This window comes from Pseudoalteromonas denitrificans DSM 6059 (assembly GCF_900112265.1).
GTDB classification, from domain to species: Bacteria; Pseudomonadota; Gammaproteobacteria; order Enterobacterales; family Alteromonadaceae; genus Pseudoalteromonas; species Pseudoalteromonas denitrificans.
Genome location: NZ_FOLO01000017.1, coordinates 77,302 through 103,053, shown reverse-complemented (window position 1 = coordinate 103,053; position 25,752 = coordinate 77,302). Strand labels below are relative to the sequence as shown.

22 protein-coding genes, 1 tRNA gene and 1 pseudogene are annotated in these 25,752 nt (G+C 34.8%); 19 read left to right on the top strand and 5 right to left on the bottom strand.

What is annotated here, in order from left to right; genetic code table 11:
* The 10 genes and pseudogenes from BM088_RS12430 to BM088_RS12380 all read left to right on the top strand — a co-directional run.
* A partial coding sequence (locus BM088_RS12430; RefSeq protein ID WP_281247160.1) for a transposase occupies nucleotides 1–303 on the top strand: 303 nt, incomplete at its 5' end.
* 3 nt (nucleotides 304–306) lie between these two features.
* Nucleotides 307–1,644: an RHS repeat domain-containing protein gene (locus BM088_RS27905; RefSeq protein WP_091984251.1), complete on the top strand. Its 1,338-nt coding sequence runs from the start codon at nucleotides 307–309 to the stop codon at nucleotides 1,642–1,644.
* Nucleotides 1,641–2,120, top strand: a complete 480-nt coding sequence (locus BM088_RS12420; RefSeq protein WP_091984248.1) for a hypothetical protein — start codon at nucleotides 1,641–1,643, stop codon at nucleotides 2,118–2,120. Before BM088_RS27905 ends, BM088_RS12420 begins: the two co-directional genes overlap by 4 nt.
* 317 nt (nucleotides 2,121–2,437) lie before the next feature.
* Nucleotides 2,438–2,689, top strand: a complete 252-nt coding sequence (locus BM088_RS12415) for a hypothetical protein (protein WP_091984245.1) — start codon at nucleotides 2,438–2,440, stop codon at nucleotides 2,687–2,689.
* A complete protein-coding gene (locus tag BM088_RS12410; RefSeq protein WP_091984242.1) occupies nucleotides 2,686–3,192 on the top strand; it encodes a hypothetical protein in 507 nt (168 codons plus the stop codon). Before BM088_RS12415 ends, BM088_RS12410 begins: the two co-directional genes overlap by 4 nt.
* Nucleotides 3,193–3,330: 138 nt before the next feature.
* Nucleotides 3,331–3,492 carry a hypothetical protein gene (locus BM088_RS27240; protein ID WP_177208033.1) on the top strand — a complete coding sequence of 54 codons (162 nt, stop codon included), beginning with the start codon at nucleotides 3,331–3,333 and terminating at the stop codon, nucleotides 3,490–3,492.
* Between the two features lie 376 nt (nucleotides 3,493–3,868).
* Nucleotides 3,869–4,192, top strand: coding sequence for a type II toxin-antitoxin system YafO family toxin (locus BM088_RS12395; protein WP_218156516.1), 324 nt, complete (start codon nucleotides 3,869–3,871; stop codon nucleotides 4,190–4,192).
* A 104-nt stretch (nucleotides 4,193–4,296) separates the two neighbouring features.
* Nucleotides 4,297–4,764, top strand: a pseudogene (locus tag BM088_RS12390) (RHS repeat domain-containing protein); the annotation flags it as partial.
* 18 nt (nucleotides 4,765–4,782) lie between these two features.
* Nucleotides 4,783–5,148: a hypothetical protein gene (locus BM088_RS12385; RefSeq protein WP_091984231.1), complete on the top strand. Its 366-nt coding sequence runs from the start codon at nucleotides 4,783–4,785 to the stop codon at nucleotides 5,146–5,148.
* Nucleotides 5,149–5,307: 159 nt separating this feature from the next.
* Nucleotides 5,308–5,859, top strand: coding sequence for a hypothetical protein (locus tag BM088_RS12380; RefSeq protein WP_091984228.1), 552 nt, complete (start codon nucleotides 5,308–5,310; stop codon nucleotides 5,857–5,859).
* 164 nt (nucleotides 5,860–6,023) lie between these two features.
* Here BM088_RS12380 and BM088_RS12375 read toward each other — a convergent pair whose 3' ends face one another.
* Entirely contained in the window at nucleotides 6,024–6,545 is a 522-nt protein-coding gene (locus tag BM088_RS12375; RefSeq protein ID WP_091984225.1) for a hypothetical protein, read from the bottom strand.
* Nucleotides 6,546–6,862: 317 nt separating this feature from the next.
* Here BM088_RS12375 and BM088_RS12370 point away from each other — a divergent pair, with 317 nt between their 5' ends.
* On the top strand, nucleotides 6,863–9,784 hold the full coding sequence (locus BM088_RS12370; RefSeq protein ID WP_091984222.1) for a M16 family metallopeptidase: 2,922 nt from the start codon (nucleotides 6,863–6,865) through the stop codon (nucleotides 9,782–9,784).
* 36 nt (nucleotides 9,785–9,820) lie between these two features.
* On the opposite strand, the gene BM088_RS12365 is transcribed toward BM088_RS12370, so the two are convergent.
* On the bottom strand, nucleotides 9,821–10,996 hold the full coding sequence (locus tag BM088_RS12365) for an MFS transporter (RefSeq protein WP_091984219.1): 1,176 nt from the start codon (nucleotides 10,994–10,996) through the stop codon (nucleotides 9,821–9,823).
* Nucleotides 10,997–11,165: 169 nt separating this feature from the next.
* Between BM088_RS12365 and cysE the strand changes: the two genes are divergently transcribed.
* On the top strand, nucleotides 11,166–11,969 hold the full coding sequence (gene cysE, locus BM088_RS12360; RefSeq protein ID WP_091984216.1) for a serine O-acetyltransferase: 804 nt from the start codon (nucleotides 11,166–11,168) through the stop codon (nucleotides 11,967–11,969).
* Between the two features lie 121 nt (nucleotides 11,970–12,090).
* On the opposite strand, the gene xseA is transcribed toward cysE, so the two are convergent.
* Nucleotides 12,091–13,437: an exodeoxyribonuclease VII large subunit gene (xseA, locus tag BM088_RS12355; RefSeq protein WP_091984213.1), complete on the bottom strand. Its 1,347-nt coding sequence runs from the start codon at nucleotides 13,435–13,437 to the stop codon at nucleotides 12,091–12,093.
* Between the two features lie 151 nt (nucleotides 13,438–13,588).
* Between xseA and guaB the strand changes: the two genes are divergently transcribed.
* The 5 genes from guaB to rimI all read left to right on the top strand — a co-directional run bounded on the left by guaB (nucleotide 13,589) and on the right by rimI (nucleotide 18,019).
* Nucleotides 13,589–15,058, top strand: a complete 1,470-nt coding sequence (gene guaB / locus BM088_RS12350) for an IMP dehydrogenase (RefSeq protein ID WP_091984210.1) — start codon at nucleotides 13,589–13,591, stop codon at nucleotides 15,056–15,058.
* Nucleotides 15,059–15,152: 94 nt separating this feature from the next.
* The gene (gene guaA / locus BM088_RS12345) at nucleotides 15,153–16,730 is read left to right on the top strand and encodes a glutamine-hydrolyzing GMP synthase (protein ID WP_091984206.1); all 1,578 of its coding nucleotides are present in this window, start codon (nucleotides 15,153–15,155) and stop codon (nucleotides 16,728–16,730) included.
* Between the two features lie 313 nt (nucleotides 16,731–17,043).
* A tRNA-Trp gene (locus BM088_RS12340) sits at nucleotides 17,044–17,120 on the top strand.
* A gap of 98 nt (nucleotides 17,121–17,218) precedes the next feature.
* Nucleotides 17,219–17,545, top strand: coding sequence for a hypothetical protein (locus BM088_RS12335; protein ID WP_091984204.1), 327 nt, complete (start codon nucleotides 17,219–17,221; stop codon nucleotides 17,543–17,545).
* A 21-nt stretch (nucleotides 17,546–17,566) separates the two neighbouring features.
* The gene (gene rimI, locus BM088_RS12330) at nucleotides 17,567–18,019 is read left to right on the top strand and encodes a ribosomal protein S18-alanine N-acetyltransferase (RefSeq protein WP_091984202.1); all 453 of its coding nucleotides are present in this window, start codon (nucleotides 17,567–17,569) and stop codon (nucleotides 18,017–18,019) included.
* 13 nt (nucleotides 18,020–18,032) lie between these two features.
* Here the strand turns inward: rimI and BM088_RS12325 are convergent, their stop codons facing one another.
* The gene (locus tag BM088_RS12325) at nucleotides 18,033–20,678 is read right to left on the bottom strand and encodes a hybrid sensor histidine kinase/response regulator (RefSeq protein WP_091984200.1); all 2,646 of its coding nucleotides are present in this window, start codon (nucleotides 20,676–20,678) and stop codon (nucleotides 18,033–18,035) included.
* Nucleotides 20,679–20,852: 174 nt separating this feature from the next.
* Here BM088_RS12325 and BM088_RS12320 point away from each other — a divergent pair, with 174 nt between their 5' ends.
* Nucleotides 20,853–21,353: a YfiR family protein gene (locus BM088_RS12320; protein WP_177208032.1), complete on the top strand. Its 501-nt coding sequence runs from the start codon at nucleotides 20,853–20,855 to the stop codon at nucleotides 21,351–21,353.
* Nucleotides 21,354–21,370: 17 nt separating this feature from the next.
* On the opposite strand, the gene BM088_RS12315 is transcribed toward BM088_RS12320, so the two are convergent.
* Nucleotides 21,371–23,656, bottom strand: coding sequence for a TonB-dependent receptor plug domain-containing protein (locus BM088_RS12315; RefSeq protein WP_091984194.1), 2,286 nt, complete (start codon nucleotides 23,654–23,656; stop codon nucleotides 21,371–21,373).
* A 189-nt stretch (nucleotides 23,657–23,845) separates the two neighbouring features.
* On the opposite strand from BM088_RS12315, the gene prfC reads away from it, so the two are divergent.
* Complete coding sequence (gene prfC, locus BM088_RS12310) at nucleotides 23,846–25,429, top strand: peptide chain release factor 3 (protein ID WP_091984192.1); 1,584 nt, start codon at nucleotides 23,846–23,848, stop codon at nucleotides 25,427–25,429.
* Nucleotides 25,430–25,752: the final 323 nt, after the last annotated feature.

The following is a 25,752-nucleotide window of genomic DNA, read 5'->3' as shown; positions in this document are numbered from 1 at the left end:
TATATCGGCAAAGAGTTAAATGAAAAACTAAAGGAACTCGATGTAGATTTGATTACAACAGTTCGAAAAAACATGAAGTCGAAAGCCATGTCAGCCTTCGATAGAGCCATGTTATCAAAGAGATACATCATTGAAACTATCAATGACCAGTTGAAAAATATATCTCAAATAGAACATAGCCGCCATCGCAGTGAAACAAGTTTCATGCTCAACTTGATATCTGGAATAGTGGCTTATTGCTTAAAGAAACAGAAGCCGTGTATAAAACTATCAGCAGATGTATTTGGTATGATGCCAGACTAATAAATGGCGATGCTTAACCAGATCTCAGGTTATACTAAAATTGGTAATATAAATAAAATTACTGATGTGTTAGATAATCAACAAAATGAGACATATCAATATGACGTTGTTTCAAGGCTTATTAAAGCCCAAGGTCAATATGGTAATTTAAAATATACTTATGATGTTATAGGTAATCGATTAGAAAAAAATATAAATGAAACTCCTGATATTTATCAATATAGTAAAGGAGTATTAATGCAAACCTCAAACAAAACTATAAGTTATGATGCCAGTGGTAATATGCTACATCGGGGCAATGATGTTTATACTTACAATCAAGCTGGGAGATTAAATACAGCTAAACTTACCAGTGGAGAGTATTTGTATCGCTATAATTATTTAGGGCAAAGAGTCAGTAAACAAAATACAGAGCACAACCTTATAATAAATCAAAATTACCATTATGGATTAAATGGCTTAGTGTTAGCTGAGTCTGATGGTACAGGTCATTATACAACGGAATATGTGTATTTAAATGGCCAAAGACTAGCGTTATTTATTAATGAAAAAAAACTGACTCCACTCACTGAGCTGCAAACCAGCGCTAGTAGCAAAGTCTATTATTTACATACTAATCATTTAGATGCCCCTTTAGCACTTACAAATCAAGCCGGTGAGCAAGTCTGGCAGGCTCAAACCTTGCCTTTTGGCAGTATGAACATTCTTATCGATAAAATATCAGGTCAACAAATAAATCAACGTTTCCCTGGACAATACCATGATGTTGAAAGTGGCTTATATTATAACTACTTCCGTGATTACGACCCCGAACTTGGCAGATATATTCAAAGTGATCCCATAGGTTTAGCTGGTGGGATAAATACGTATGGGTATGTGGGTGGGAATCCTATCACAAGGTTTGACCCTGATGGGTTAGAAATTAGAGTTTATTCCAGTGATGCTTGGGGGGTTAGTGGATTAAATCATTCATATGTATATTCTACAGGAATGGGTTTGGGTCGGGGCGCGAATGGTTCTTCAGGGTGGACTTTGGGTGATGGTGTAGGTGGTTTGAATAATCCATATCTAGTTATACCATTACCGTTAGGAATGACCGAAGAGGAGTTTATGGATAAGATCAACTCAGCCGATAATTGGAATAATGGTTTGTATTTTCCTTTTGTTAATGACTGCCATAATGATTTAGAAAGGGCATTCGATCATGTTGGGATTGATTATCCAGGGGCTCCTAACGAAAGGTTTGATGTAGATGATAATTTCATCGAATACCTACGCCGTATACATAATGATGCTATTAGAAGACTATTCAACCCTTTAAAGTTAAGGAGCAATCCGTGATTCAGTTAAAATTTAATAAATTTAAACATATTGTATTGTGTTTTTTCTTGCTTGGAATTTCTGCCTGTAATGGTAACCAATATAAGTTTCAGGCATTTAGTTATCCAAGCTCTATACCTCCACATGAAGATGGTTGGAAATACAAGGCCATCGTTAGCACTATGACTGCAAGTAGCGGTAGCATGTTTCGACAGAGTGATAAGAAAGTTAATATAAAGATAGTGGATTCAAAAAATAAAATACTTTTGTCCGATAATCATGATCTTGAGGCTGTTTCAGGTGTTAAAGTTAAAGTACAGTGGAAGGATGCTAAAGTGATTGATATTCAGTTTTCAGAATATGGTAGTGTTGATGTAGATGACACCTACTCTAAGTTATTAGCTGAAACTGGAGAGAAAAAGTTGGGGGCTGTTACCTATGAAATGGATAGTTCGTCAAATCAGTTTAAGTATGTATCAGGGACTCTTCAAAATTAATTTCATGTAAAGTTGAGTCTGTTCTATTATAAAAATCATCAAAACCTCGTTATTTACGAGGTTTTTTATTCGTGTCATTTAGACTAATTAGCCCCTTAAAAATTATACTAACTTTCTCCATTTTTGGTACTTTGGTCCAGAGTTACCATAACCCTGATCCCGCTTAATATGAGGTGTTGGTCCTGTTTGATCATAATGCTGATCCAGAGTGAGCGAAATCTACAAGACTAGCAAAAATTTGCTATAGACCACTAGATACGGTGATATTTCGTAATTTTGTTATCGGCATCAAAGGTAGTAGGGCTGATAGAAAAAACATGATTATTGGTCATCAGCAAATATTTTTTGAAGATGCTCAAGGTGGTGATATAGGGTTTGGGCCTGATGGACTTATTACCAACGAGAATCGTGCTAGTGAGTACAGTCAATGTACTGATGGATATGATGATAAAGAGATGAGAAAAGCGGTTAAAGATACTCCAGTCGGAGATTATAAATTCTTTAAAAACAATTGTCAGGATTGGGTTAGTGACGTATTAGATAATTACTACAAGAAGGTGTTTAAATGAAAATTATTTTAGGGATAGTCATATTATCAGCATTAGTGTTCTTATTTGCTCCTCAAGAGGTTTATCGCATCATTGATTTGATAAATTCTGATGCACAGAAGTTTAAGCCTACTGTATTGGGAAGGCTAGTATTTTCAGATAAAAATGAAGTACAGCACAATTTTACATTGAAACGTTCAGGATATTATGAATTAGGAGTACTACTGAATGACAGTCGAATTAGGATTGATAGCATTGAGAAGCAATTCAATGGGGAGGTATTGCTTGAGATTTATTCAAAAGACAAAGACCTAGTTTTTGCAGAAAACATAACTAAACCCAAGTATTTCAAGCCCATTGATGGCAACATTGATTTTGCAAAGAAGGTTGCACTCATTACTGTATCGTTGAATACATTTAAAGATGGAAAAAATTACTATGCCAAAATCAAAATACCATCTAGAAATGATTTTCTAACAAGTAATGTAGGAGAGTTGTACTTCAATTTGTCAGGCTATTATTAACCATATAATCACTAGTATTCTGTTGAGTTGACTGATTATTTAGGACTGTGCCCATGGTGTGCTGCAGGAGGCATCGCAGGGAGGGCCGCAATATACTGGAATGATTATAAGTGTGGGAAAATATCTTTTAGTGAGTACATGGCCGCAGTAGCTATTGGTACAGGTGCTGCCGCTGCCGCTGCCGGGGCTGGTAGGATTGGTCAAGGAATATCAAAAGGTTTATTCCCAAGTAAATTCGTTACAAGTTATGAACAGAAATGGTATACATTGTGGCTCTATAAACATAAAGTAATTACCTAAGTGTGGGATAAAACAGGGCGAACAGTGGCAGATTCAGCTATAAGTGGTACGGTTGGTGGCGCTTTAGGCGCTGCACCAGGGGCTATCGGTGGTGGTGATTGTGGGTGTAACCAATGATGAGTGCACCTTCACCTCAATTAATATTGCGAGTTGCCGGTTTTCTATTGCTGGGATTGATTTTGGTTTTCTTCGCTCTCCTTTTCATTTATGAAAGTAGTAAAAGTGAGACACTTGAATCTGTAATTGATGGAATAGTTTTTACTATAAAGTTATTGGTAGTCTTAGCGCCTTTACCTGTTCTAATTACAAATAAAATGAAAAAGTTAATCACTACAAACCATTTTATTTTAATATCGTTATTTTATTTGTTTTTAATGTGGTTTTTTTTTATCAGATAAGGCCTATAAAAAGCTATCTTGGTAGAGATGTACTATATGATCATCCAAATAACCTACCAATTGTATTAGCTGAAAAAGTTAAACATATTCACCTCGGTAGCGAAGATAAACCTCTCCCCTTAAAGGCTATTCAGTTTTATAAAACCAGTGATATCCATCTGGTCTATTGCCAAGGTATTATGGATGATAATTGTTATTTACTCATGACTATTTTATCACCCGATGGGCATGAACAAGCTAAATCTCCTGATGTCATGTACAAACTTGGTGTAATGGCTGAAAAATTTAGAAATCAATTTTAGATTAATTACTTGTGTTCAAATGAGATGTAATCAACTCATATTTTTTGATAACAGATTTTAAGTTAGATTATGTCAATCCCATCTGAAGGGCTAGAGAAAAGGGAGTTGTTTATAACTACTTCCGTAATTACGACCCCGAACTTGGCAGATATATTCAAAGTGATCCCATAGGTTTAGCAGGCGGCATTAATACGTATGGCTATGTGGACGGGAATCCTGTTAATTATGTTGATCCAGAAGGGTTAAATAAGTATCTATGGATAGGCTGGTTTTGCGCTGGTTACAGTGGAATGAGTAATTGGCTAGCGTATAATAACATAGCAGTAAATCAAGAGGATATTAATAAATTAATTGATAGTCGAAATGCATTATATAATGAAATATTAAGTTCTGTAAAAGATAGTTCCTGTTCAGTTGAGAATAAGAGTGAGGCTTTAGATATATTAAATAAAACAGATAAATTAATATTAAATTTGGAAATGAAATTATCTGAGAAAAGTAACTTATTGTATAGTTTTCCGGCTGCTATGTTAGCGTGTATGGTTGTAAGTCATAGAGCTAGCATGAAATAAGGATAACAAGGAGAGGAAATGGAATATTACTTTAAATATATCTTTATGTTTTTATTCTTTTTTATTATTTTAAGTTTGTATGCTAAGTTAAAGTTAAAGCAAGCTATAGCTAACTTTTATCCTGAAATTAATACTAAACAGGAATTAAAAAAGACTTCTATCAGTGATAGAAAATTAACAACAAACCTGACTAGGAATTTAAGATACTTAAAAATTGCTAATCGTACCTTTTGGGGAGGTCTTATTTTTTACGTCTTATTTAGTATATTTTCGATATCATATTGGAATATAAAAATAAATGAAAGAATTACTGAAGCTTTAAAACTTAAAAGTAGTGCAGCAGAATTGAGAAAAAATATTGAATCTAAAAGTAATGATGACTAGGTTAAATTAAGCATGTTTTGTTTTAAAAACAGGTTGTTGATTAAACAATTATTTTTCCCTTGATTCTTGAGTTTCTTCACTCTAAAATCCCGCCAAATTAACCCCTGCATCAAATTTATTATGCTGCAGAATGTTTTTGTTATAATTTTAAGAAAATAAATGAACTTTAAAAAAAATATATTGATTATTCTAGCTGTATTATTGTCTGGATGTGAAACGACAGAGCATCATAAAACTGATGAATATGCGATTGCAGTTTATGAGTTATTTGAAACAATGAGCCTTAATGAAGTTGTATTAAAAAAGCTTAAAGCTTCAGAAACAAATGTTCCAGTCCGTTATCAAAACGACCTTCAATCTTGCTTAGATAATAATGAGATGATTCTCTATAAGGCTTGGGGAGAGAAGTTATCTGATAGTCTAAGCATTGATGAAATTAAGACAATAACAAAAAAACTTAGTTCGACGGAGGGAGTTGAGTTTATTTCGTTTACTTTTAAAGGGGGAGGGGGAAATAAAAAATATTCTGAAAAACAAAACCTTTTCAATAATTCTTTTAAAAACTCTTCAGAATTTAAAAAACTTGCTAAGGCTTTATCTAGTGGCCAAAAAGGCCAAGCTGCGGGCAGAAAATTAGCCCAATACTGCTTTAATAAAGTTGTTGCTATTCATAAATCAGCATCACAGGTTAATAAATATCGCGGTCGTTAGCAAAAAAAGGATTTTACATTTAATTAAAAGTGTTGGTTTTAATTAAGAAATAAATCATCTGAATTCAAACCAATAAATCGGCGATAAAGGCCGGTTTATTGGTTTGGTACTTACAAAATATTCATGACTGTTGGAAAATATTAACCAGTAATCATCAAATGTGATTACTTTGTCATTACACCCGCGTTTGCAATGCACTCACCGTAACTTGCGATTATCGATTCATCATCAGCTCTGTCGAGTTTAGAATAAAAAGATGGACTGTTTCCCATGGCTGAAATTGTACCATCTGTTTGTAATATGTAATCTCGGGTATACAGTCTGCCATACATATGGCTGCAAATTCGCACTTTCTGATTCTTTATAACTTTTTGAAAAGAATCTAAGTTTTTTACTTGATCACTGCATAAAGTCAAGCCACGGCTTATAGAATAATTTCTTGAGTTTGGTACTTGTATTGAATTTTTCTCTCCAGAATCGGAGATAGTTTCTATTTGCATTGAGTCATAATTACAAGAAAATGAAACAAGCGTGCTTGCAGGTGAGTTGCCTGTGCCTGAGTCTAATCGAAGTGATAACTCTGCCAATAAAGCTTCATTTGAATACTCTGAAAGTTCTAGTGCATTTGCCATGCTGATGTTTGCAGTTAATAGTGCAGAAATTGCGATAGGTATGATGTGTTTCATATATATTCCTTTATATTTTTACTCTCATTTTTATATTTTAAGCTGACTAAATCGTTGGCTCAATAAAGCTAAGCCTAAGAAATAAAGAAAACTTAAAATACAGAATTAGGCACTTTTCCATCTATAATTTAGATGCCTGCTTATATATTGCCTTGAATACTTTAGAAAAGCTATTTAAATAATGTTCCAATTTATGAAAAAGCTTGTTTACATTCTTTTACCTGCATTTCATCACGTTTACTCGATTATCCTTTATTGCTCTAGCATAATAAGACGTGATGAAATTTAGCGCTAAATAACAAATTCAGGGAAAACTAATGAAATTTAAATTACTCGCGACGGCAGCAGCTGTTTCTATGGTATTGTCGGGCTGTGTATTTCATATTGATGCAAGCAAACATGACGATAACCAATCAAAAAAAATGCAAACTGTTTCGCAGGAAATACACAAAACGAACACTCAAAAACAAAATAACAACAAGGTATTTTCTCAAAACTATATGCTTGAAGAGTTAGCCAATGGTTTAAAAGTCATGGTGGTTAAAACTGACTACCCTGATGTTGTATCATTGCAAATTCCAGTTTCGGTGGGCTCTCGAGATGAAGTCGAGGCAGGTAAAACGGGTTTTACACATTTTTTTGAACATATGATGTTTAAGGGCTCTAAAAAATATCCACAAGATGTTTATTCTGATATTTTAAAAAATTCAGGTGTTGATAATCGCGCTTATACAACAAATGACTATACAAATTACCATTTAAATTTCTCTAAAGAACATTTAGCTAAAGTGCTAGAAATAGAAGCTGATATCTTTCAAAACTTGAGTTATACGCAAGAGCAATTTCGTACTGAAGCACAAACGGTTAAAGGTGAGTACTTAAAAAATAATGCCAGTCCAATTCGTAAATTATTATCGGCAGTGCGTAGTGAAGCTTTTGATACTCATACATATAAACATACAACGATGGGGTTTTTTGAAGATATTCAAGCAATGCCTGATCAAATGGACTACGGCCAAAAATTCTTCGAAAATTTTTATGTGCCTAAAAATGTTTCTCTTGTCATTGTCGGTGATGTAAACCCAAGCGAAACAATGAAGTTAGTTAAACAATATTGGGGTAAATGGCAAGCTAAAGGTGTAGATGCTGTTGTTCCTGTTGAACCTAAACAAACAAAAGCTAAATATACCCATGTTAAAAATGATGGCTTACCGGGTCATTGGTTATTAGTATCATACAAAGGCACGCCTTGGTTACCTAAACAACAAGACCGCTCAGCACTTGATTTAATATCAGAGCTCTATTTTTCAGAGAACTCAGAGTTATACCAAACGTTAATCGTAGACAAGCAAATTGCGAGTCAAATGTTTACGTATAACCCTGAAACTAAAGATGCAGGCCTATTGCATGTATTTGTTAAAGTAGACAAAGAATCTGATTTAGTAGTTGCTCGTGACTTAATTAATCAAACATATGCAAAAGTACGTACAGAGCTGGTTGATGCCGATAAACTTGCAAATTTGAAATCAAACCTGAAATATAGTTTTATTAATGGTTTGGATTCCTCTCAATCTATTGCATCTACACTTGCCTCTTATATGCATTTTGAGCGAGATCCAGAAGTCATTAATCAGCTATATCGTAGTTTTGATGGTATTACAGCACAAGACATCAAAAAAGTTGCTAATCAATATTTTGTAGATAGCAGTCGTACAACTGTGACTATGTCTGATTTAAAAGAAGTTGAAGGCTTTGGAAAAGAAGTTAATTTAGACTCCGTTGTTGCAGTTTTAAATCAAAAGCCCAGTGAATATCATTTTAATGTTTTAGATAAAACCAATGACTCGCCACTTATTGATGTTAACTTTTTATTTTATAGTGGTGCAGCTGCAGATCCAAAAGGTAAAAAAGGTTTAGCGGCATTAACAACGAATATGATTGCTCAGGGGGGCTCTCAAACACGTACTTATAAAGAAATTAATAAAGCCATGTATCCGCTTGCGGGAAGTTTTGATGTTCAGCTAGATAAAGAAATGATTTCTTTTTCTGGACGCGTACATAAAGATAATGCGGGTATTTGGTATAAATTGGTGAGTGATCAGTTATTAAATCCTGGCTGGAGAGTAGATGACTTTAAGCGTATCAAAAAAGAGTTAATTGATGGGATTAAATCAGGTTTAAAAGCCTCTAATGATGAAGAGTTGGGTAAAGAAGTACTTTATGCAAAACTTTACCAAGGCCATGTTTATGAAAGTTATAACTATGGTGATTTATCAGACTTAGAAGCCATTACGCTTGATGACTTAAAAGTATTTTATGCGACTGAGTTTACACAAGCTAAATTGAATGTGGGCATCACAGGTGATATGTCTGATAAGCTTAAACACACTATGTTTGCCGATTTAGCTCAATTACCTCAAGGCAAAGAGTCTCGGTTAATGGTTGCTGATGCGCCTAAGCTAACAGGGCGTCATGCCTCTATCGTTGAAAAATCAGCAAAATCTACAGCTGTTTCTTTTGGTTTTCCGATTGATACTATTCGAAGTGATAAAGACTGGGCTGCATTGTGGTTAATTCGTTCGTACTTTGGGGAGCACCGCAGCTCTAACAGCTTCTTGTATCAAAGAATTCGTCAAACTCGTGGTATGAACTATGGTGATTATTCTTATATTGAGTACTTCCCTAGAGGCATGTTTCAAACAAAGCCTGATGCAAACTTAGGGCGTTCAGAGCAAATTTTCCAAATTTGGTTAAGACCACTACGTTCAAATAATGATGCACATTTTGCAACACGAACGGCTTTATTTGAATTAAACAAGCTGATTAAAACGGGGATGACACAAGAAAGTTTTGTTGCTACGCGTAACTTCTTAAGCAACTTTGTGCCGCAAATGGTTGCAAGCCAAGATAAACAATTAGGTTATGCACTGGATAGTCAATTTTATAATACGGAAGATTTTGTTTCATATGTGCGTAAACAGTTAGCTGCATTAACAGTAGAAGATGTAAACCGTGTTATTAAAGATAATTTACAAACTAATGATATTCAGTATGTATTTATTACAAGTGATGCTAAAGATATGAAAAAACGTTTAGCCTCAGAGCAAGCTTCACCGCTTAAATATAATACGGATAAGCCTGCTGATTTAGTCGCCGAGGATAAAATAATTCAAAGTTATAAATTAAGCATTCCTAATAATAATATTGAAGTTATGGATATTGAAAGTGTATTTAAATAACCTGCTTTAATTAATTTAGAGCACATTGAACCCGTTTTAGCTAATTGAAACGGGTTTATTATAAATGTGCTTTTGATAATAAATCAGGCCTATAAATATGATGGTGAGTGGAATAATAGAAATAAAATTAAGCGTTTGCCATCCTAAACTAGACTCAAGCCAACCTGCACTTAAAGATGAAAGCGTTACCATACTAAAAACTAAAAATTCGTTAGCGGCCTGACTTTTTGCTTTTTCACTGTTTTTATAGGTAGAACTCACCATTTGAGTTGCACTAATAAACATAAAGTTCCAACCTACACCTAACAAAAATAATGCGAATAAAAAATGGTTGTGACTAAGACCTTGTAAATTAATTAAAATACAAGCTGCAATTAATAAGGCTCCAATCAAAATAATATTTACAGGACCCCATTTTTCAATAAGTTTTCCTGTAAAAAGGGAAGGTACAAACATACCTAATACATGCCATTGGATCACAAAAGCAGACTCATTAAAATCAAAACCATGGCGATGCATTGCAAGTGGGGTAGCAGTCATTAGTAAATTCATTAAAGTAAAACTGACCATAGCAGCTGATACGGCAATAATAAATTTAGGCTGAAGTAGTATTGTTTTTAGTTTTCTTGAAGGTCCTTCATCATGCTCCAAAGGTGTTCTACTAAAAGAAACAAACTGTAATAGTATAATTGCTAAAATATAAAGCCCGGCTAACGCAATAAAAGTATTGCTAAAATTAATTGAAGGGAAAGATTTTTCAACCCAAATTGCCAGGTTTGGCCCTAAAAACGCCGCTATGATCCCACTTGCCATAATAAATGATATCGCGCGGCTAGGATTTTGAGGGTTTGCTTCAATCGCGGCAAAACGGTATAAAGTGGCAAAGCCAATCGCGATACCTATTAGCCCTGTGGCAAAACAAAATAAAGAAAATAAACTTTGCTCTAAGGCATAAACAGCACATAAAATACCAATGATGCCAATGGCATTTCCTAAAGTAAAACCGTTTTTTCGACCAATTTTGGCCATAATTAAAGATGCTGGAATTGTTGCCAATAATAAACCTAAACTTTGGGTTGCAACAGGTAGGGTGATCCAGCTTTCACTTGGACTTAACTGTTGACCTATCAAAGCTGTTACAGTCACTAACATAATATTACCTGTTGTGATTAATCCTTGGCAAAGCGCTAATATTAAAACATTTTTATTCATTATTTCATCGGGCAAGAGGATATGAGTCGTCAAAGCTACGTCTTTTGTTTTATAAATACAACTTTTAGTTATTGCTTATAACCAATAAACTTGTGCTGTAAACACACATAGCTGAATAATTCAGTTAAACTGTTTTGGTATAGTCACATTTAAGAAAGAGCAAAGTAATATGCGTTATGAAGTTTGGGAACAATTAAGAGTTGAAGCAACAGCCCTTGTAAAAAAAGAACCTCTATTGGCCAGTCATGTGTATTCATGTGTACTAAATCATGAGTGTTTGGGTTCTGCATTAAGTTTTATAGTTGCTAACAAACTATCTGATGCGGTGGTTTCTCCATTTACATTCAGAGAGCTATTTGATCAAGCTTTTGTTGATTGTGATCGCATGCTTACTTTTGTTGCTACTGATATAAAAGCTGTGACAGAGCGTGACCCTGCTGCAGTTAATTACTTAACTGTTTTATTAAATCTTAAAGGCTTTCAAGCCATTCAAGTACACAGATTGGCACATTGTTTATGGCGTCAAGACCGTAAAGAACTCGCTCGTTTTATTCAAAGCCGTAATTCTGAAGTTTTTGGTGTTGATATTCACCCTGCTTGTGAAGTAGGTAAAGGTATTATGTTTGACCATGCAACAGGTATTGTTATTGGTGAAACTGCTGTTATTGAAGATAATGTGTCTATATTACAGTCGGTGACTTTAGGTGGCACAGGTAATGAGCAAGGTGATCGTCATCCAAAAATACGTGAAGGTGTTTTAATTGGTGCAGGTGCTAAAGTATTGGGTAATATTGAAGTAGGTGCAGGGGCAAAAATTGGTTCTGGCTCTGTGGTTTTAAATCATGTAAAAGCACATACAACTGTAGTCGGTGTGCCCGCTAAAGTTGTTGGAAAGCCAGATTGCGAATGCCCCGCAAAAACAATGGAACAAAACTTTTATTATGATGACTCTTTAAGTAGCTCGGGACTTTAAATAAAAATTTATCACTTGATATACTGTTTAATGTGAGGTCCATAGAAACCTATAAATCGATTTATGGAACTCACTTGCTTTATAGCAATAAAGGTTTGAAATTATCATTAATATCAACTGTTTATTTTTGTAATACATCAGTAACTTCACTTATGATCTTACCATCTGCTAACTGAGTGACTAGCTCTTCCCCGATTTTTATTTGATTTCTTGATGTAACAATCCCGTTCTTTGAATTACTAATACTATAGCCTCGCGCTAAAACTGTAAGCGGGCTGATGCTATTTAATTTTGCAGCTTGAATTGCTAACTGATTTTTATTGTCTTCTAATTGTTTTGACATCAGATTATTTAATCGGGCTTTGAGTTGCGTTAAATGCATACTCATTTGATTCATTTTATTTTCTGGACTGTATTGTTGTAATTTGGGCGTTAAATAATTTAACTTTTGCCTAGACTGGATTAATTGAGAGTGTAAAGCGTGATTAAGGCGCATGCTCAGCTCATCTAGTTTTTGTATCTGTTGATGTAGTTTATGCTCTGGGTGGTGTTGTTTTAAGGTTTGACTTAAATCATTTTGATAATGTTTTTGTTTTGTTAAGTATAAAATAAATGCGCGATTTAAACGGTTTTTTAATTCATTAATTTGGCTATTGATATGTGAGCTATCTGGACTGATTAATTCAGCTGCAGCAGAAGGGGTTGCAGCACGTACGTCGGCTACAAAATCACTGATAGTAGTATCAATTTCATGGCCTACTGCGCTGACAATTGGAATGTCTGAATCAAATATCGCATGAGCTAGTTGCTCGTTATTAAAGCACCATAAATCTTCTAATGAACCGCCACCACGGCCTAAAATGATTACGTCTACTTCATCTCTTTGATTAGCTATACTAATTTTATCTATGAGTTGCTGATGGGCAAGTGCACCTTGTACTTGTGCAGGATAAAGTATTACTTCTAACTGTGGTGCGCGGCGTTTCAATACAGTTAAAATATCTCTGAAAGCGGCTCCTGTTGCCGATGTGATCACGCCAACTTTATTAATAGCGGCAGGTAGTGTTTGTTTGTCTATCGCGCTAAATAATCCTTGAGCTGCTAATTTTTGCTGTAGCGCTTCAAACTCTTGTTTTAATAAGCCTTGTCCAGCAGGGTCTATTTTCTCAATAATAAGTTGGTAATCACCTCTGGGTTCATATAATGAAATGCGTGCCCGTACAAGTACTTGATCACCGTTTTTGGGTTTGAAATTTGAGCTGCGATTGTTTCCTCGCCACATAGCTGCACGGATTTGTGCATTATCGTCTTTTAAAGTGAAATACCAATGACCGGACGCAGGAGCTACAAAATTTGAAATTTCACCGTTTAAAGTTAGAGTGGCAAAATTTCGCTCTAATAAAAATCGAATATCCTTATTTAATTTAGAAACAGTATAAACTTGTTGTTTTTTAGCTTGTTCGAACATTTTATTCCAAGTGCAATCGATAAATTTATTGAAGTGAGGTTACTTTAGCATAATTAATTATAATTTTAATTTACTAACTACATAACTGCTGTTAAAATCCAGCCGCAACTCCCTATATTTATTTTAACCTTCAATTGTGAGAAGTTGCCAAATGCTACGAATAGCTAAAGAAGCTTTAACCTTTGATGACGTACTTTTAGTACCTGGTCATTCTACTGTATTACCTCATACTGCTAATCTAAATACACGCTTAACGCGTGGTATTGAGCTTAATTTACCTCTTGTATCTGCTTCAATGGATACTGTGACAGAAGCGCGTCTTGCGATCGCTATGGCACAAGAAGGGGGGTTAGGTTTTATTCATAAAAATATGACCATTGCAGAACAATCTAACAATGTGCGTAAAGTAAAAACTTACGAAGCAGGTATTGTGTCAGATCCTGTGACAGTTACTGCTGAACTAACAATTAGAGACGCGTTAATTTTATCTGAAGATAAAGGTTTTTCTGGTTTCCCTGTAACTGATGCTGACAATAAGCTTGTTGGTATTGTTACTAGCCGTGATATGCGCTTTGAAACTAAATTAGATCAGCCTGTTTCAACTGTGATGACTAAGCAAAATAAATTAGTAACAGTGAAGGAAGGGGCGCAACGTGAAGAAATTTTAAGCTTAATGCATGAACACAGAATTGAAAAAATTCTTGTGATTGATGATGCATTTAAGCTTAAAGGAATGATCACTGTAAAAGATTATCAAAAAGCACAAGAAAAGCCGAATGCATGTAAAGACGAATTAGGTCGTTTACGTGTAGGTGCTGCTGTTGGTGTTGGTGCCGGTACTGATGAGCGTATTACTGCATTAGTTGCCGCTGGTGTCGATGTATTGTTAATCGATACATCACACGGTCATTCTCAAGGTGTTCTTGACCGTGTTGCTCAGACGCGTAAAACTTTCCCTGATTTACAAATTGTTGCTGGTAATGTTGCAACAGCTGAAGGTGCAATTGCCCTTGCTGATGCAGGCGTAGATGCCGTAAAAGTTGGTATAGGCCCAGGTTCTATCTGTACAACACGCATAGTAACTGGTTGTGGTGTACCACAAATCACAGCAATTTCAGATGCAGTTGAAGGCTTAAAAGGTCGTGGTATTCCAGTGATTGCAGATGGCGGTATTCGCTTTTCAGGTGATATCGCAAAAGCACTGGTTGCCGGTGCGTCATGTGTGATGGTGGGTTCAATGCTTGCCGGTACCGAAGAAGCGCCAGGTGAAGTAGAGCTATATCAAGGCCGTTACTACAAATCATATCGTGGAATGGGGTCTTTAGGCGCAATGAACCAAAAAGAAGGTTCGTCAGATCGTTATTTCCAAGATTCAAAAGAAGCTGAAAAATTAGTACCTGAAGGTATTGAAGGCCGTGTTGCATATAAAGGGCCTATTGCTAATATTATACATCAGCAAGTTGGTGGTATCCGTAGTTCTATGGGCTTAACGGGTTGTGCAACTATCACAGAAATGAACACTAAACCTATGTTTGTACGTGTTACTTCTGCTGGTATGGGTGAGTCGCACGTTCATGATGTGCAAATCACTAAAGAAGCGCCAAACTACCGTCAAGGTTAGTTGAGCCGTTTCAAATCGCTTTAATAGCAATAATTTAGTGGGTTAACTTAGGTTAACCCATATTCATTTAGTTTTCTTTCAATCGAGAGACATCATGAGCAAAAACATTCACGATTCACGTATTCTAATTTTAGATTTTGGTTCTCAATATACGCAATTAATAGCACGTAAAATACGTGAAATTGGTGTTTATTGTGAGCTTTGGGCATGGGATGTTACTGAAGAGCAAATTAAAGAGTTTAATCCTCAAGGTATCATTTTATCTGGCGGTCCTGAGTCGACGACGTTAGAAGGCAGTCCAAAAGCACCTGAATATGTATTTAATGCGGGTGTACCAGTATTGGGTGTATGTTACGGCATGCAAACAATGGCTAAACAGCTTGGCGGTAAAGTTGAAAGCTCTGATAAAAAAGAGTTTGGTTACGCACAAGTTGAAAATATTGCTCATTCTAATTTGATGGTAAATATTGAAGATCATTTATCGGATAATGGCAATGGTTTATTAGATGTATGGATGAGCCACGGTGATAAAGTTATTGAAATTCCAAGTGACTTTACAACAATTGCACAAACAGATACTTGTCCTCATGCAATTATGGCCAATGATGAAAAACGTTTTTACGGTATTCAGTTCCACCCGGAAGTGACACACACAAAGCAAGGCTTACGTATCTTAGAGCGTTTTGCGATTGATATTTGTGGATGTGAAAAACTATGGACTCCAGCAACAATTATTGAAGATGCTGTTGCTAGAATGAAAGAACAAGTGGGCGATGATGAAGTCATTCTAGGTTTATCTGGTGGTGTTGATTCGTCTGTTGTTGCTATGTTATTAAATCGCGCTATTGGCGATAAGTTAACATGTGTATTTGTTGATAATGGTTTGCTTCGTTTAAACGAAGGCCAGCAAGTCATGGATATGTTTGGTGATCACTTTGGTTTAAATATTATTAAAGTAGATGCTGAAGCACAGTTCTTAAAAGATCTTGAAGGTTTATCAGATCCGGAACTTAAACGTAAAGCGATTGGCCATACATTTATTGATATTTTTGATGCTGAATCTAAAAAGCTTACAAATGCAAAATGGTTAGCGCAGGGGACTATCTACCCTGATGTGATTGAATCTGCAGCTTCAAAAACAGGTAAAGCGCATGTAATTAAATCACATCATAACGTAGGTGGTTTACCTGACGATATGGAAATGGGTTTAGTTGAGCCATTACGTGAGTTATTTAAAGATGAAGTACGCAAAATTGGTTTAGAATTAGGTTTACCATATGACATGCTTTACCGTCATCCTTTCCCAGGACCAGGTTTAGGTGTGCGTGTTCTTGGTGAAATCAAAAAAGAATATTGTGATTTATTACGTCGTGCAGATGCAATCTTCATTGAAGAATTACATAAAGCTGATCTTTACCATAAAGTAAGCCAAGCATTTACCGTATTTTTACCAGTTAAATCTGTTGGCGTTATGGGCGATGCACGTAAATATGATTGGGTTGTATCACTGCGTTGTGTTGAAACAATTGATTTCATGACTGCGCGTTGGTCACATTTACCATATGATTTCTTAGGTTTAGTTTCAAACAGAATCATAAATGAAATTGATGGTATCTCACGTGTTGTTTACGATATTTCTGGTAAACCACCTGCAACTATCGAATGGGAATAATTTAACTTATTTTGTTAGCTAAATAGTGGTATGCAGCTAAATGTTCAGGAAACCACCTGTAACTATTGAATTGAAATAATCTAAGTTATTTACATCGTTTAATAATAGATTCTGAAACGCGGCTAAAAGCCGCGTTTTTTATTATTTATATTTGTTAATGAAAATAAATTTTAGAGCTGAGTTAGAATTTATCCTGTTTACAAATTTTTTGATGGCTAAATAGTCAGAGTGCGCATTAACTAAGCGGTTGGTTGGAAAAGTGAAAAAAGTACTTTACCTTTAAAGTTATCTCCCTATAATACGACGTCATTGCAGGGGCGTAGTTCCAATTGGTAGAACAGCGGTCTCCAAAACCGATGGTTGGGAGTTCGAGTCTCTCCGCCCCTGCCATTTCTTTTTAAACTCCACTCTTTTTTAAATCTAAATTATTTCTTAAAATGTTTTTTCATCTGTTATTATTTATTCATCTTTTGTTTGGGAAATATTAAATGCCCATGAATTATGCTGAAATTTTTGGTATTGAAGCTTTAAGTTTGAATTCGCATTTTTCAAAACTTAAAGTGGTAGATAATCAAACGAGTACTGGGAATGATGATATTTCGAGTATACCTGACTTATTAGCTCAGGATCTTAAGGCTGCCGTTGAATTATTGAATATTGATGAAAAGTTAAATTGTCATTTGGTTGCTCAAAATATGTCGGGTTTTAACTTGATACAGAAAAATGAAAGTTACATGCTCTCTATTTGTAATTCAGGTTTAGATAGCACTGCTAAAAAACAGCTTTGGCTAAAATTGATTAACGCAGCAAAATGAAATCATAAAAGTGATAAATATATGACTCAGTTACAAGATCTCAATGCCTCTGATGTTGATTCTATGATGATAATAGAACAAACATGCCATAGTCACCCAATGTCACATAAAAACATGCTCTCGTGTTTTGGCGGACGTTATTTCAGTCGTGGATTGTATCTTGAGCAGGCTTTAATTGGGTTTTATATGGCTGAAATGGCTGGACCTGACTTTACCTTAATGGATATTTGTATTTCACCTGAGTACCAAGGTAAAGGCTATGCAAAAAAATTATTAGAAAATTTACTTGATGAAGCAACAAAACGTAGTGCAGAAAGCATTTTTTTAGAAGTTAGAGTCAGCAATGTCGCTGCTATTGGTTTGTACGAGAGTTTAGGTTTTAATGAAATGGGACTGCGCAAAGATTATTATCCAACAGAACAAGGCCGAGAGGATGGTAAACTCATGGGTTTGGTATTGTTTTCATTCTCTTAATTCGTTGAATAAATTAAGCACTTTGATTTATCGAATGAATTAATTTTTTAAAGCTTGATTGTACGTTTGTATATTCTTTTTGTGTTAAATCCGTTTCTAGAGCCGCTGCAGCCTGACTTATGGCCATAAAACCAAAACATCCAGAGCTGCCTTTTATGTTATGTGATAAATCTTTCAACTCTTGCCAGTCTTGTTTTTGATTGAACTTTTCAAGTTCTGTTATTAAACCTGGTAACTTATTTTTATAAGTTTCGTTTAGCTTAGTAAATTCATCATTGGCTAATATTTCTTCCCATTTTTGATTGCTGATTTTCTGTAAGCTGAGATATTTCTCTAATGTAAATTCTAATTCTTTTTTGTCTATGGGTTTTGCAAGAGCTTCATTACAACCTGCTTCAATATATGTATCTACGTCATGTTTCATCACATTGGCCGTGAGTGCTATAATCGGGCCATCATAAGCTGTGTGACGTAGCATTTGAGTGGCTTCTTGACCACCCATAATAGGCATTTGCATATCCATCAAAATTAAATCGTAATCATTAGTTAAAGCCATTTCTACAGCTTCAGAACCATTGTTTGCAAACTCCGGGTTTAACCCCCAATGTTCAAGTAATAAACGGATTAACTCTTGATTATCTAAATTATCTTCTGCTACAAGTATTCTTGCGTCATAGTGTGCAGATTCAATTTTTTGTTTAATTTCTTTAACTGGATTTAAATCTACATTAGATTCTAAAAGCTTAAACTCTTTACCTTGGTTATTAGTAGCAATTGTTAAAGAAAAACGGCTGCCAATACCTTTCTCACTTGAAACTTCGACATCACCGCCTAGCAAGTTTGCCAAATTTTTAGAGATGCATAATCCTAAGCCTGTACCTCCAAACCTTCTGGTAGTACTTGAATCGGCTTGTTCAAAGGGCTTAAATATTCTCTGTAACTCATTTTTAGACATGCCTATGCCTGAATCTGTAATGATGAATTTTAACTGTTCTATTTGTGGTATATAAAGAATTGATAAGTTGACATAGCCTTGTTCTGTAAACTTTACCGCATTAGTACATATATTTAAAAGAACCTGCTTTAGTCGAGTAATATCGCTGTTAATTGAATGGGGTAATGGGTAATGGTAGTTAATTTTGAATTCTAAGTTTTTGCCATCTGCTAATACTTTTATTACTGAATTAATATCTTCAACAAGCTGTGCCAGTTCACACTTTTGTTGTTCTATTTCTAATTTTTCAGCTTCAATTTTTGATAAGTCGAGTATGTTATTTATAAGTTCTAGTAAATGCTTTGAATTTCGAAGAACTGTATTTAAATGGCTATCTTTAACATCAGGGACCTCTTTAAACAACATTTGTTCGGTAAAGCCAATAATAGCGGTGAGAGGGGTACGAATTTCATGACTCATATTAGCTAAAAAGCGGCTTTTGAGCTGATTTGCTTGTTTGGCTTGATCGATTGCCTGCTCAAGTTGGTGGTTCATTTTTGCCAATGCTTCAGTTCTTGCATGTACTTTATCTTCTAGGTGCTCTTTATAATCTTCTAGCTGTCCCTGGTAATGTCTAATTTGATTTACCATGTGATTAAAGTCATGAAATAAAGTGCCCATTTCATCTTTACTAACAATGGGAAGTCTTACTTTTAGGTCTCCATCACCTACTCTTTGACTTGCTTTTCCTAATAATGCTAAAGGAGTTAATAATAATGACTTAACAACAATGAAAATTAAAATAGGTAATAATACAACTGAAATTAAAACGATTAATGCAGTGATCAGACTAATTGCATTTCCCGATTCATATAAAATATTTCTTGGAATTGAAGATATATAATATGAACCATCATTCATATGAATTGCATAAAGCATTCTAGACTTTTGATCTATACTGCTAATTTTTAAAGGTATAAGTTGCTCACCTTTTGCTGCAAGTTTTACATTCTTTAATTCGTATTCAGTTAAAAAGATTCCTCTTTTAGAAAAGTCAGAACTAAATAAAACTTTACCTTCATTATTTATAATTAAATTAAGTGTATTTTCAAAAGGTGCATCTAAAATGCTGGCATTTATCACTGAAGGATCTAGGTGCAATATTAAATATGCAAGTAATTTGGGACTTTCTAAATGAAATTGAGATTTAAAAATGGGTTTCACAAAATAAATAGAAGTAATCCCATTTTTAGATTGCTGCATAAATTGCATTCTACTGAAATTATTTTTTTTAAATGTTTTCGTAAAAGCATATTGTTTGGACTCAGCAAACAAATCACTGGAATAAAAAGCCAAACTTTTTTCTTGTGGTGTGATTAAATCTATACTTAGTATATCAGGGTAAGCGTCTGTATAACTTGCAAAGACATCTAAGAGCGCACCTATTTGTGTTGGTTCAATTGAAGTTGTTTCTGAGCTAGATTCGATAAACTGACTGAGTACTGGAGAGTTTGATAAAAGTTCCGTGGCAGAATGGAATACTTCAGTATAATTAAAAATATTTTGTTGTTGTTGCTGTACAAACCGACTTACAATAATATCAGCTTGTTTCTCAGTGGATTGAGTAACATTAGATAATGTAAACCCACCTAAAAAAAGTAAAGGAATAATAACAAGTGGCGTTACATACCAGAGTAACTTAATGCTCAACTTGCTTTTAATCATTATTTGGGGTTCCTTTCCTTATTTAGCTAAATAGATGTTCTTTTTTATTTATAACATCTGGTGCTTCATAATTAAATAGATTAATCTATTTAGATAATAGTTGTTTTTAATTAAGGATATATTTTAGATAATAGCATGACCAAACTGTGGAGAAACAAGGAGAAAGCAAAAAGGATGAATAAGTGGCTATTAAGCACTTATTTTTTAGTGCTTGCTATTATTTCATGTTCATTACGTGCAACAGAGTTACCAGCCAGTCTTCAAGTCGTTTTAATTTCTAAAATATTAACTTTTGAACATTCTACTAGCCATAAAAAAGAAGTGTCTATTTTTGTTTTAGGTGCGCCTAAGATTTATCAGGCTTTTAATAAATTAAAAATGAAAGGCTATGGCGATATTAGTATAAACCAACTAGAAATAGGTGCGAAGCTGCCTGAAAAAAGCTTTAATATTATTTATGTTGGTGACGGTGATTTAATTGATGATGCTGTACGTTATGCTGCAAAAAATAGTACATTATTAGTCGCACCTAATACTAATTGGGTCAAAAAAGGTATTACAGTAGCGATAGGCACTAAAGATGGTCGACCTCATTTTTATCTTAATTTGGCAACGAGTACTGCTTCAGGTTTGAAATGGGATGATAAAATTCTCAAAGTTGCAGAGTTATACTAGTGCTTTATCAATAAACCTTAAAATTTAACTCTTATTTTGGCTTCTATCACACGCCCTGATTGTGGATGGTAAGGAGGTATAAATCCGCTAGGATCGATTTGTGAGTTAGGATCAAATTGTGATATTTGACTACTACCATCTTGTCTGCCAACGCCTAAATAATCTTTATCAAATAAATTTTTAATCTCAATTGAAGGCGTGATTGTTATTCTATTCATGTGCCAACCTTGATAACTTAATAGTAAATTTGCGACATGAAAACTTGGTGCTTTACCATTAAAGTAGTGATTACTGAGCGGTGTTTGGCGGCTGATAACATGATTAAACCTTAAGTTAATATTAAGTTTTTCATTTAAAGTTAAATAGTTGAGGCCCCAATTTATTTTATTTTTTGCTATATGCTCTAGAGGATCACTTTGTCGATTATTTCTTCCATCTGTATATTGATAATTCAAATAAAGTGATACAGCAGAACTTGGGCGCCATTGGCTATCTAAAGATAAACCATAAATATCAGTATGATCTCTATTTATATAGCTGCTTCCACCAATAGAGTTGTCTGCTTTTAAAGTGATAATATCGTTTTGTTCATTATAAAAAATAGATGTTTTTAAGCTCGCATCAAAATTTTTATTGTTTGATGAGAGTAAACTTACAACTTCAAAAGTTTTAATTGTCTCCGGTTGAAGATGTTTATTGCCTCTGAATTCATCGTTGAGTTCAAAAATAGAAGGCTCTCTAAATGCTTCACCATATAAAAATTTTAATCGCCAATCTGCCTGATTAATAAAGTTATCTGCATTATATGTTAATGCAACTCTTGGGTTTGTGGTTGAATTGTATTCATCACTTCGGTCATGTCTTAAACCAAATGTGTAGTCTATATTGTCGGTTAGGCTATTTTGATATTGAATATAAAGCGCTTTTTCATCAACATCATTAATTATAGCTTTTTCATATTGATTTAAGCCATTCCCCATAACAGCTTGATCCCAAGATGAATTGGTTCCTTTTATATCAATATCTTGATATTGACCTAATGAAACTATTTGTTCCATCTTATTTGAACGTTGTAGCCTATAACCTATCAGTAAGCTTTGTTTTGGGTTTAGTTGCCATTCTAGTTGTTGCTCAAAGCCTTTTTGCTTACTAATGCTATGATAACTTTTAACTAAATTGACAAAGCGGTAACTATATTGAAATCCTGTATCGGGGTGTTGTTTATTTTCCCTATACCAGAGCTTATTGGTGACTGATATTTGTTTATTAAATTTGAAATCACCATCAAAGTAAAAGTATTGTGCACTATGGTGTTTTTTAAAATTAGCTGAGCGAGTTTGATATTCAAAACCTGTTACATAACTGCCGAGTCCTTGCTCTTGCTCCCAAGCTGACATGCCCAAAGCGAATCGTGTAAACCCATTTTTTACTTGTTTATTGGGTTTCCAAATTCCTTTGCCACGAAAAGCCCAATCTTTACTTTGGTTATTAAAACCGGACTGTTGGCTTTGGTTGGCATATGGGTTTGGGCCGTCTTTAATAAATTGGCCTTGCTTGTTATAACTTGTTGAGGATTTATTTGGCCAAGGGTGTGCTGAAAAATAACCTTGGGGGTCTGGTCGACCCATTCCAGAATCACCATCTGTTTCGTATAAACGTCCTGAAGCCTGTAAGTAAAGCTCACTAAATTTATGATCAATAATAAAGCTATTTGAGCGCGTATTGTTTTCACCTAAGGTTGAGAAAAACTGGTCGCTAATCTCATTATCTGACTGTGCGGTGATGAAATGAATAATGCCTGAATAGGCATTTGCACCATAAGTGGCAGACCCTGGACCTTGTATTATTTCAATGCGCTTTAAATCAATAAATATTTGTTGATTATCCCAAGGTTGAGACCAATTAAAAGCGATGTGATTTTGCACTATACCATCTACTAAAATTAATAGCTGAACATTGCCTGGAGAGCCTCCAACACCTCGATTAATACTGTGGGTTGTGTATTCACCAGCATTAGACCCACCCGTAAAAAAATCAAAACCAGGTACATCTTTTAAAACTTCAACAAGGTTTTCATATCCTCGTTGCGCAATGATGTCTGCAGTAATGACAGTTATATTAGCTGGAGCATCAGATATTTTTTGATTTTTTCGACTAGCACTCACAACTTCTAGGTTTAGTAATTCGTTTAAGGTGAGTGATTGAAGTTTATCTATATTATAAATATCTTCTTCAACTTCAGTAGCTTGAAGTTGACTTGATATGCTTAGAAGAATTAATAAAGATAAATATGAATATTTCATCAACAAATTAAGTTACTTAGTAGATAAAACTAACTTAGCACAAAAATAATAATAAGTTTATTTATCAGATAAAATTATTATTATTTTGTCCATTTTAATAATAATTTTTTATTCAATGCAATAACGGGATTGTTTTTGTTATAATTCAAGCCATTTTAATTCTATTCATTTTTTAGTTTGGCGGTTTAAATGTCCAGTGTTTCAACTGAGGTGTCAAAAAGACGCACCTTTGCAATAATTTCTCACCCAGATGCGGGTAAAACAACCATTACTGAAAAAGTACTTTTGTTTGGAAATGCTTTACAAAAAGCAGGTACCGTTAAGGGCCGTGGCTCAAATCAGCATGCAAAATCAGATTGGATGGAAATGGAAAAGGAACGTGGTATTTCAGTTACAACGTCAGTCATGCAGTTTCCGTACAATGACTGTTTGGTTAATTTGTTAGATACTCCTGGACATGAAGACTTCTCTGAAGATACATATCGTACATTAACAGCTGTTGATTCATGTTTGATGGTCATTGATGCAGCCAAAGGTGTAGAAGACCGTACTCGTAAATTAATGGAAGTTACTCGCTTACGTACTACGCCAATTGTTACTTTCATGAATAAGTGTGATCGTGAAACTCGAGATCCAATGGAAGTCTTGGATGAAGTTGAGCATGAACTAAAAATTGCTTGTGCGCCTATCACTTGGCCTATTGGTTGTGGTAAAGAGTTTAAAGGTGTTTATCATATTCACCGTGAAGAAACTATTTTATACCAAACAGGGCAAGGTCACACAATACAAGACATTCGTATTATTAAAGGTTTAGACAACCCTGAATTAGATACTGCAATTGGCGAAGATCTTGCGGCTAATTTACGAGATGAGCTTGAGTTGGTTATTGGCGCATCTCACGAGTTTGATTTAGATTTATTTTTAAGTGGTGATTTATCTCCGGTGTTTTTTGGTACTGCACTGGGGAATTTTGGTGTAGATCATATGTTAGATGGTTTAACTAAATGGGCACCAGAGCCATTATCTCGCCAAACGGTTGACCGTGAAGTAATTGCTAAAGAAGACAGTTTTTCAGGATTTGTTTTTAAAATACAAGCAAATATGGACCCTAAACACAGAGACCGTATTGCTTTTATGCGTATTGTTTCTGGTAAGTATAGCCAAGGCATGAAAATGGACCATGTCAGAATCGGTAAAAAAGTAAGTATTTCCGACGCAGTTACTTTCATGGCTGGTGATAGAACCAGAGCTGAAGAAGCGTATGCGGGAGATATAATTGGTTTGCATAACCATGGCACAATTCAGATTGGCGATACGTTTACTCAAGGTGAAAAGCTAAAGTTCAGCGGTATTCCTAATTTTGCACCTGAACTATTTCGTCGTATTCGCTTAAAAGATCCTCTCAAACAAAAGCAGTTACTCAAAGGTTTAATTCAATTATCTGAAGAGGGGGCTGTTCAGGTATTTAGGCCACTAATTAGTAATGATTTAATTGTTGGTGCTGTGGGGATATTACAGTTTGATGTGGTTGTTGCACGTTTAAAAGCTGAATATAAAGTTGAAGCTATTTACGAAAGTGTCAATGTTGCTACTGCACGTTGGATTACTTGCGAAGATGATAGAAAATTAGAAGAGTTTAAGCGTAAATGTGAAGTAAACCTATCACTTGATGGCGGTGGCAATCTGTCATATGTTGCACCTAGTATGGTTAATTTGAATTTATCGATGGAGCGTTACCCTGATGTTAAGTTCCATCAGACTCGTGAACACTAAAATAACTTAAGGATTAAATTTTCGTCGGCATTGTCGGCGTTCCTCGCCCAAATCGCTTAGTGTACTAAGCTCAATGGGTCTCGGAACTTGACGGCTTTGCCAAAAAATAAATCCTGTTGTTATTTATATAATTGATTAGCATAGAATAATTTTTGATTTAAGTTTATAAACTGAACTCCCATCGAAAACCATTCTGCGGCTTTGCCCTAATCAATTATGAATTGAAAAACATATATAAGGGTTGGTTTTGCGACTTTACCCAAACCTAACCCTATTGTTGTTTCAAAAAAGCGAAATAACATTAAAAAGAATTTAAAGAGATT

Excerpts from the sequence above, each read along its gene's own strand:
- rimI (WP_091984202.1), top strand. The coding sequence starts at position 17,567 with ATGACTCAGTTACAAGATCTCAATGCCTCTGATGTTGATTCTATGATG.
- BM088_RS12380 (WP_091984228.1), top strand. The coding sequence starts at position 5,308 with ATGAACTTTAAAAAAAATATATTGATTATTCTAGCTGTATTATTGTCT.
- guaA (WP_091984206.1), top strand. The coding sequence starts at position 15,153 with ATGAGCAAAAACATTCACGATTCACGTATTCTAATTTTAGATTTTGGT.
- BM088_RS12375 (WP_091984225.1), bottom strand. The coding sequence starts at position 6,545 with ATGAAACACATCATACCTATCGCAATTTCTGCACTATTAACTGCAAAC.
- BM088_RS12385 (WP_091984231.1), top strand. The coding sequence starts at position 4,783 with ATGGAATATTACTTTAAATATATCTTTATGTTTTTATTCTTTTTTATT.
- prfC (WP_091984192.1), top strand. The coding sequence starts at position 23,846 with ATGTCCAGTGTTTCAACTGAGGTGTCAAAAAGACGCACCTTTGCAATA.
- BM088_RS12415 (WP_091984245.1), top strand. The coding sequence starts at position 2,438 with ATGATTATTGGTCATCAGCAAATATTTTTTGAAGATGCTCAAGGTGGT.
- BM088_RS27905 (WP_091984251.1), top strand. The coding sequence starts at position 307 with ATGGCGATGCTTAACCAGATCTCAGGTTATACTAAAATTGGTAATATA.
- xseA (WP_091984213.1), bottom strand. The coding sequence starts at position 13,437 with ATGTTCGAACAAGCTAAAAAACAACAAGTTTATACTGTTTCTAAATTA.
- cysE (WP_091984216.1), top strand. The coding sequence starts at position 11,166 with ATGCGTTATGAAGTTTGGGAACAATTAAGAGTTGAAGCAACAGCCCTT.
- BM088_RS12315 (WP_091984194.1), bottom strand. The coding sequence starts at position 23,656 with ATGAAATATTCATATTTATCTTTATTAATTCTTCTAAGCATATCAAGT.
- BM088_RS12365 (WP_091984219.1), bottom strand. The coding sequence starts at position 10,996 with ATGAATAAAAATGTTTTAATATTAGCGCTTTGCCAAGGATTAATCACA.
- guaB (WP_091984210.1), top strand. The coding sequence starts at position 13,589 with ATGCTACGAATAGCTAAAGAAGCTTTAACCTTTGATGACGTACTTTTA.
- BM088_RS12325 (WP_091984200.1), bottom strand. The coding sequence starts at position 20,678 with ATGATTAAAAGCAAGTTGAGCATTAAGTTACTCTGGTATGTAACGCCA.
- BM088_RS12370 (WP_091984222.1), top strand. The coding sequence starts at position 6,863 with ATGAAATTTAAATTACTCGCGACGGCAGCAGCTGTTTCTATGGTATTG.
- BM088_RS12320 (WP_177208032.1), top strand. The coding sequence starts at position 20,853 with ATGAATAAGTGGCTATTAAGCACTTATTTTTTAGTGCTTGCTATTATT.
- BM088_RS12335 (WP_091984204.1), top strand. The coding sequence starts at position 17,219 with ATGCCCATGAATTATGCTGAAATTTTTGGTATTGAAGCTTTAAGTTTG.
- BM088_RS12410 (WP_091984242.1), top strand. The coding sequence starts at position 2,686 with ATGAAAATTATTTTAGGGATAGTCATATTATCAGCATTAGTGTTCTTA.
- BM088_RS27240 (WP_177208033.1), top strand. The coding sequence starts at position 3,331 with ATGGCCGCAGTAGCTATTGGTACAGGTGCTGCCGCTGCCGCTGCCGGG.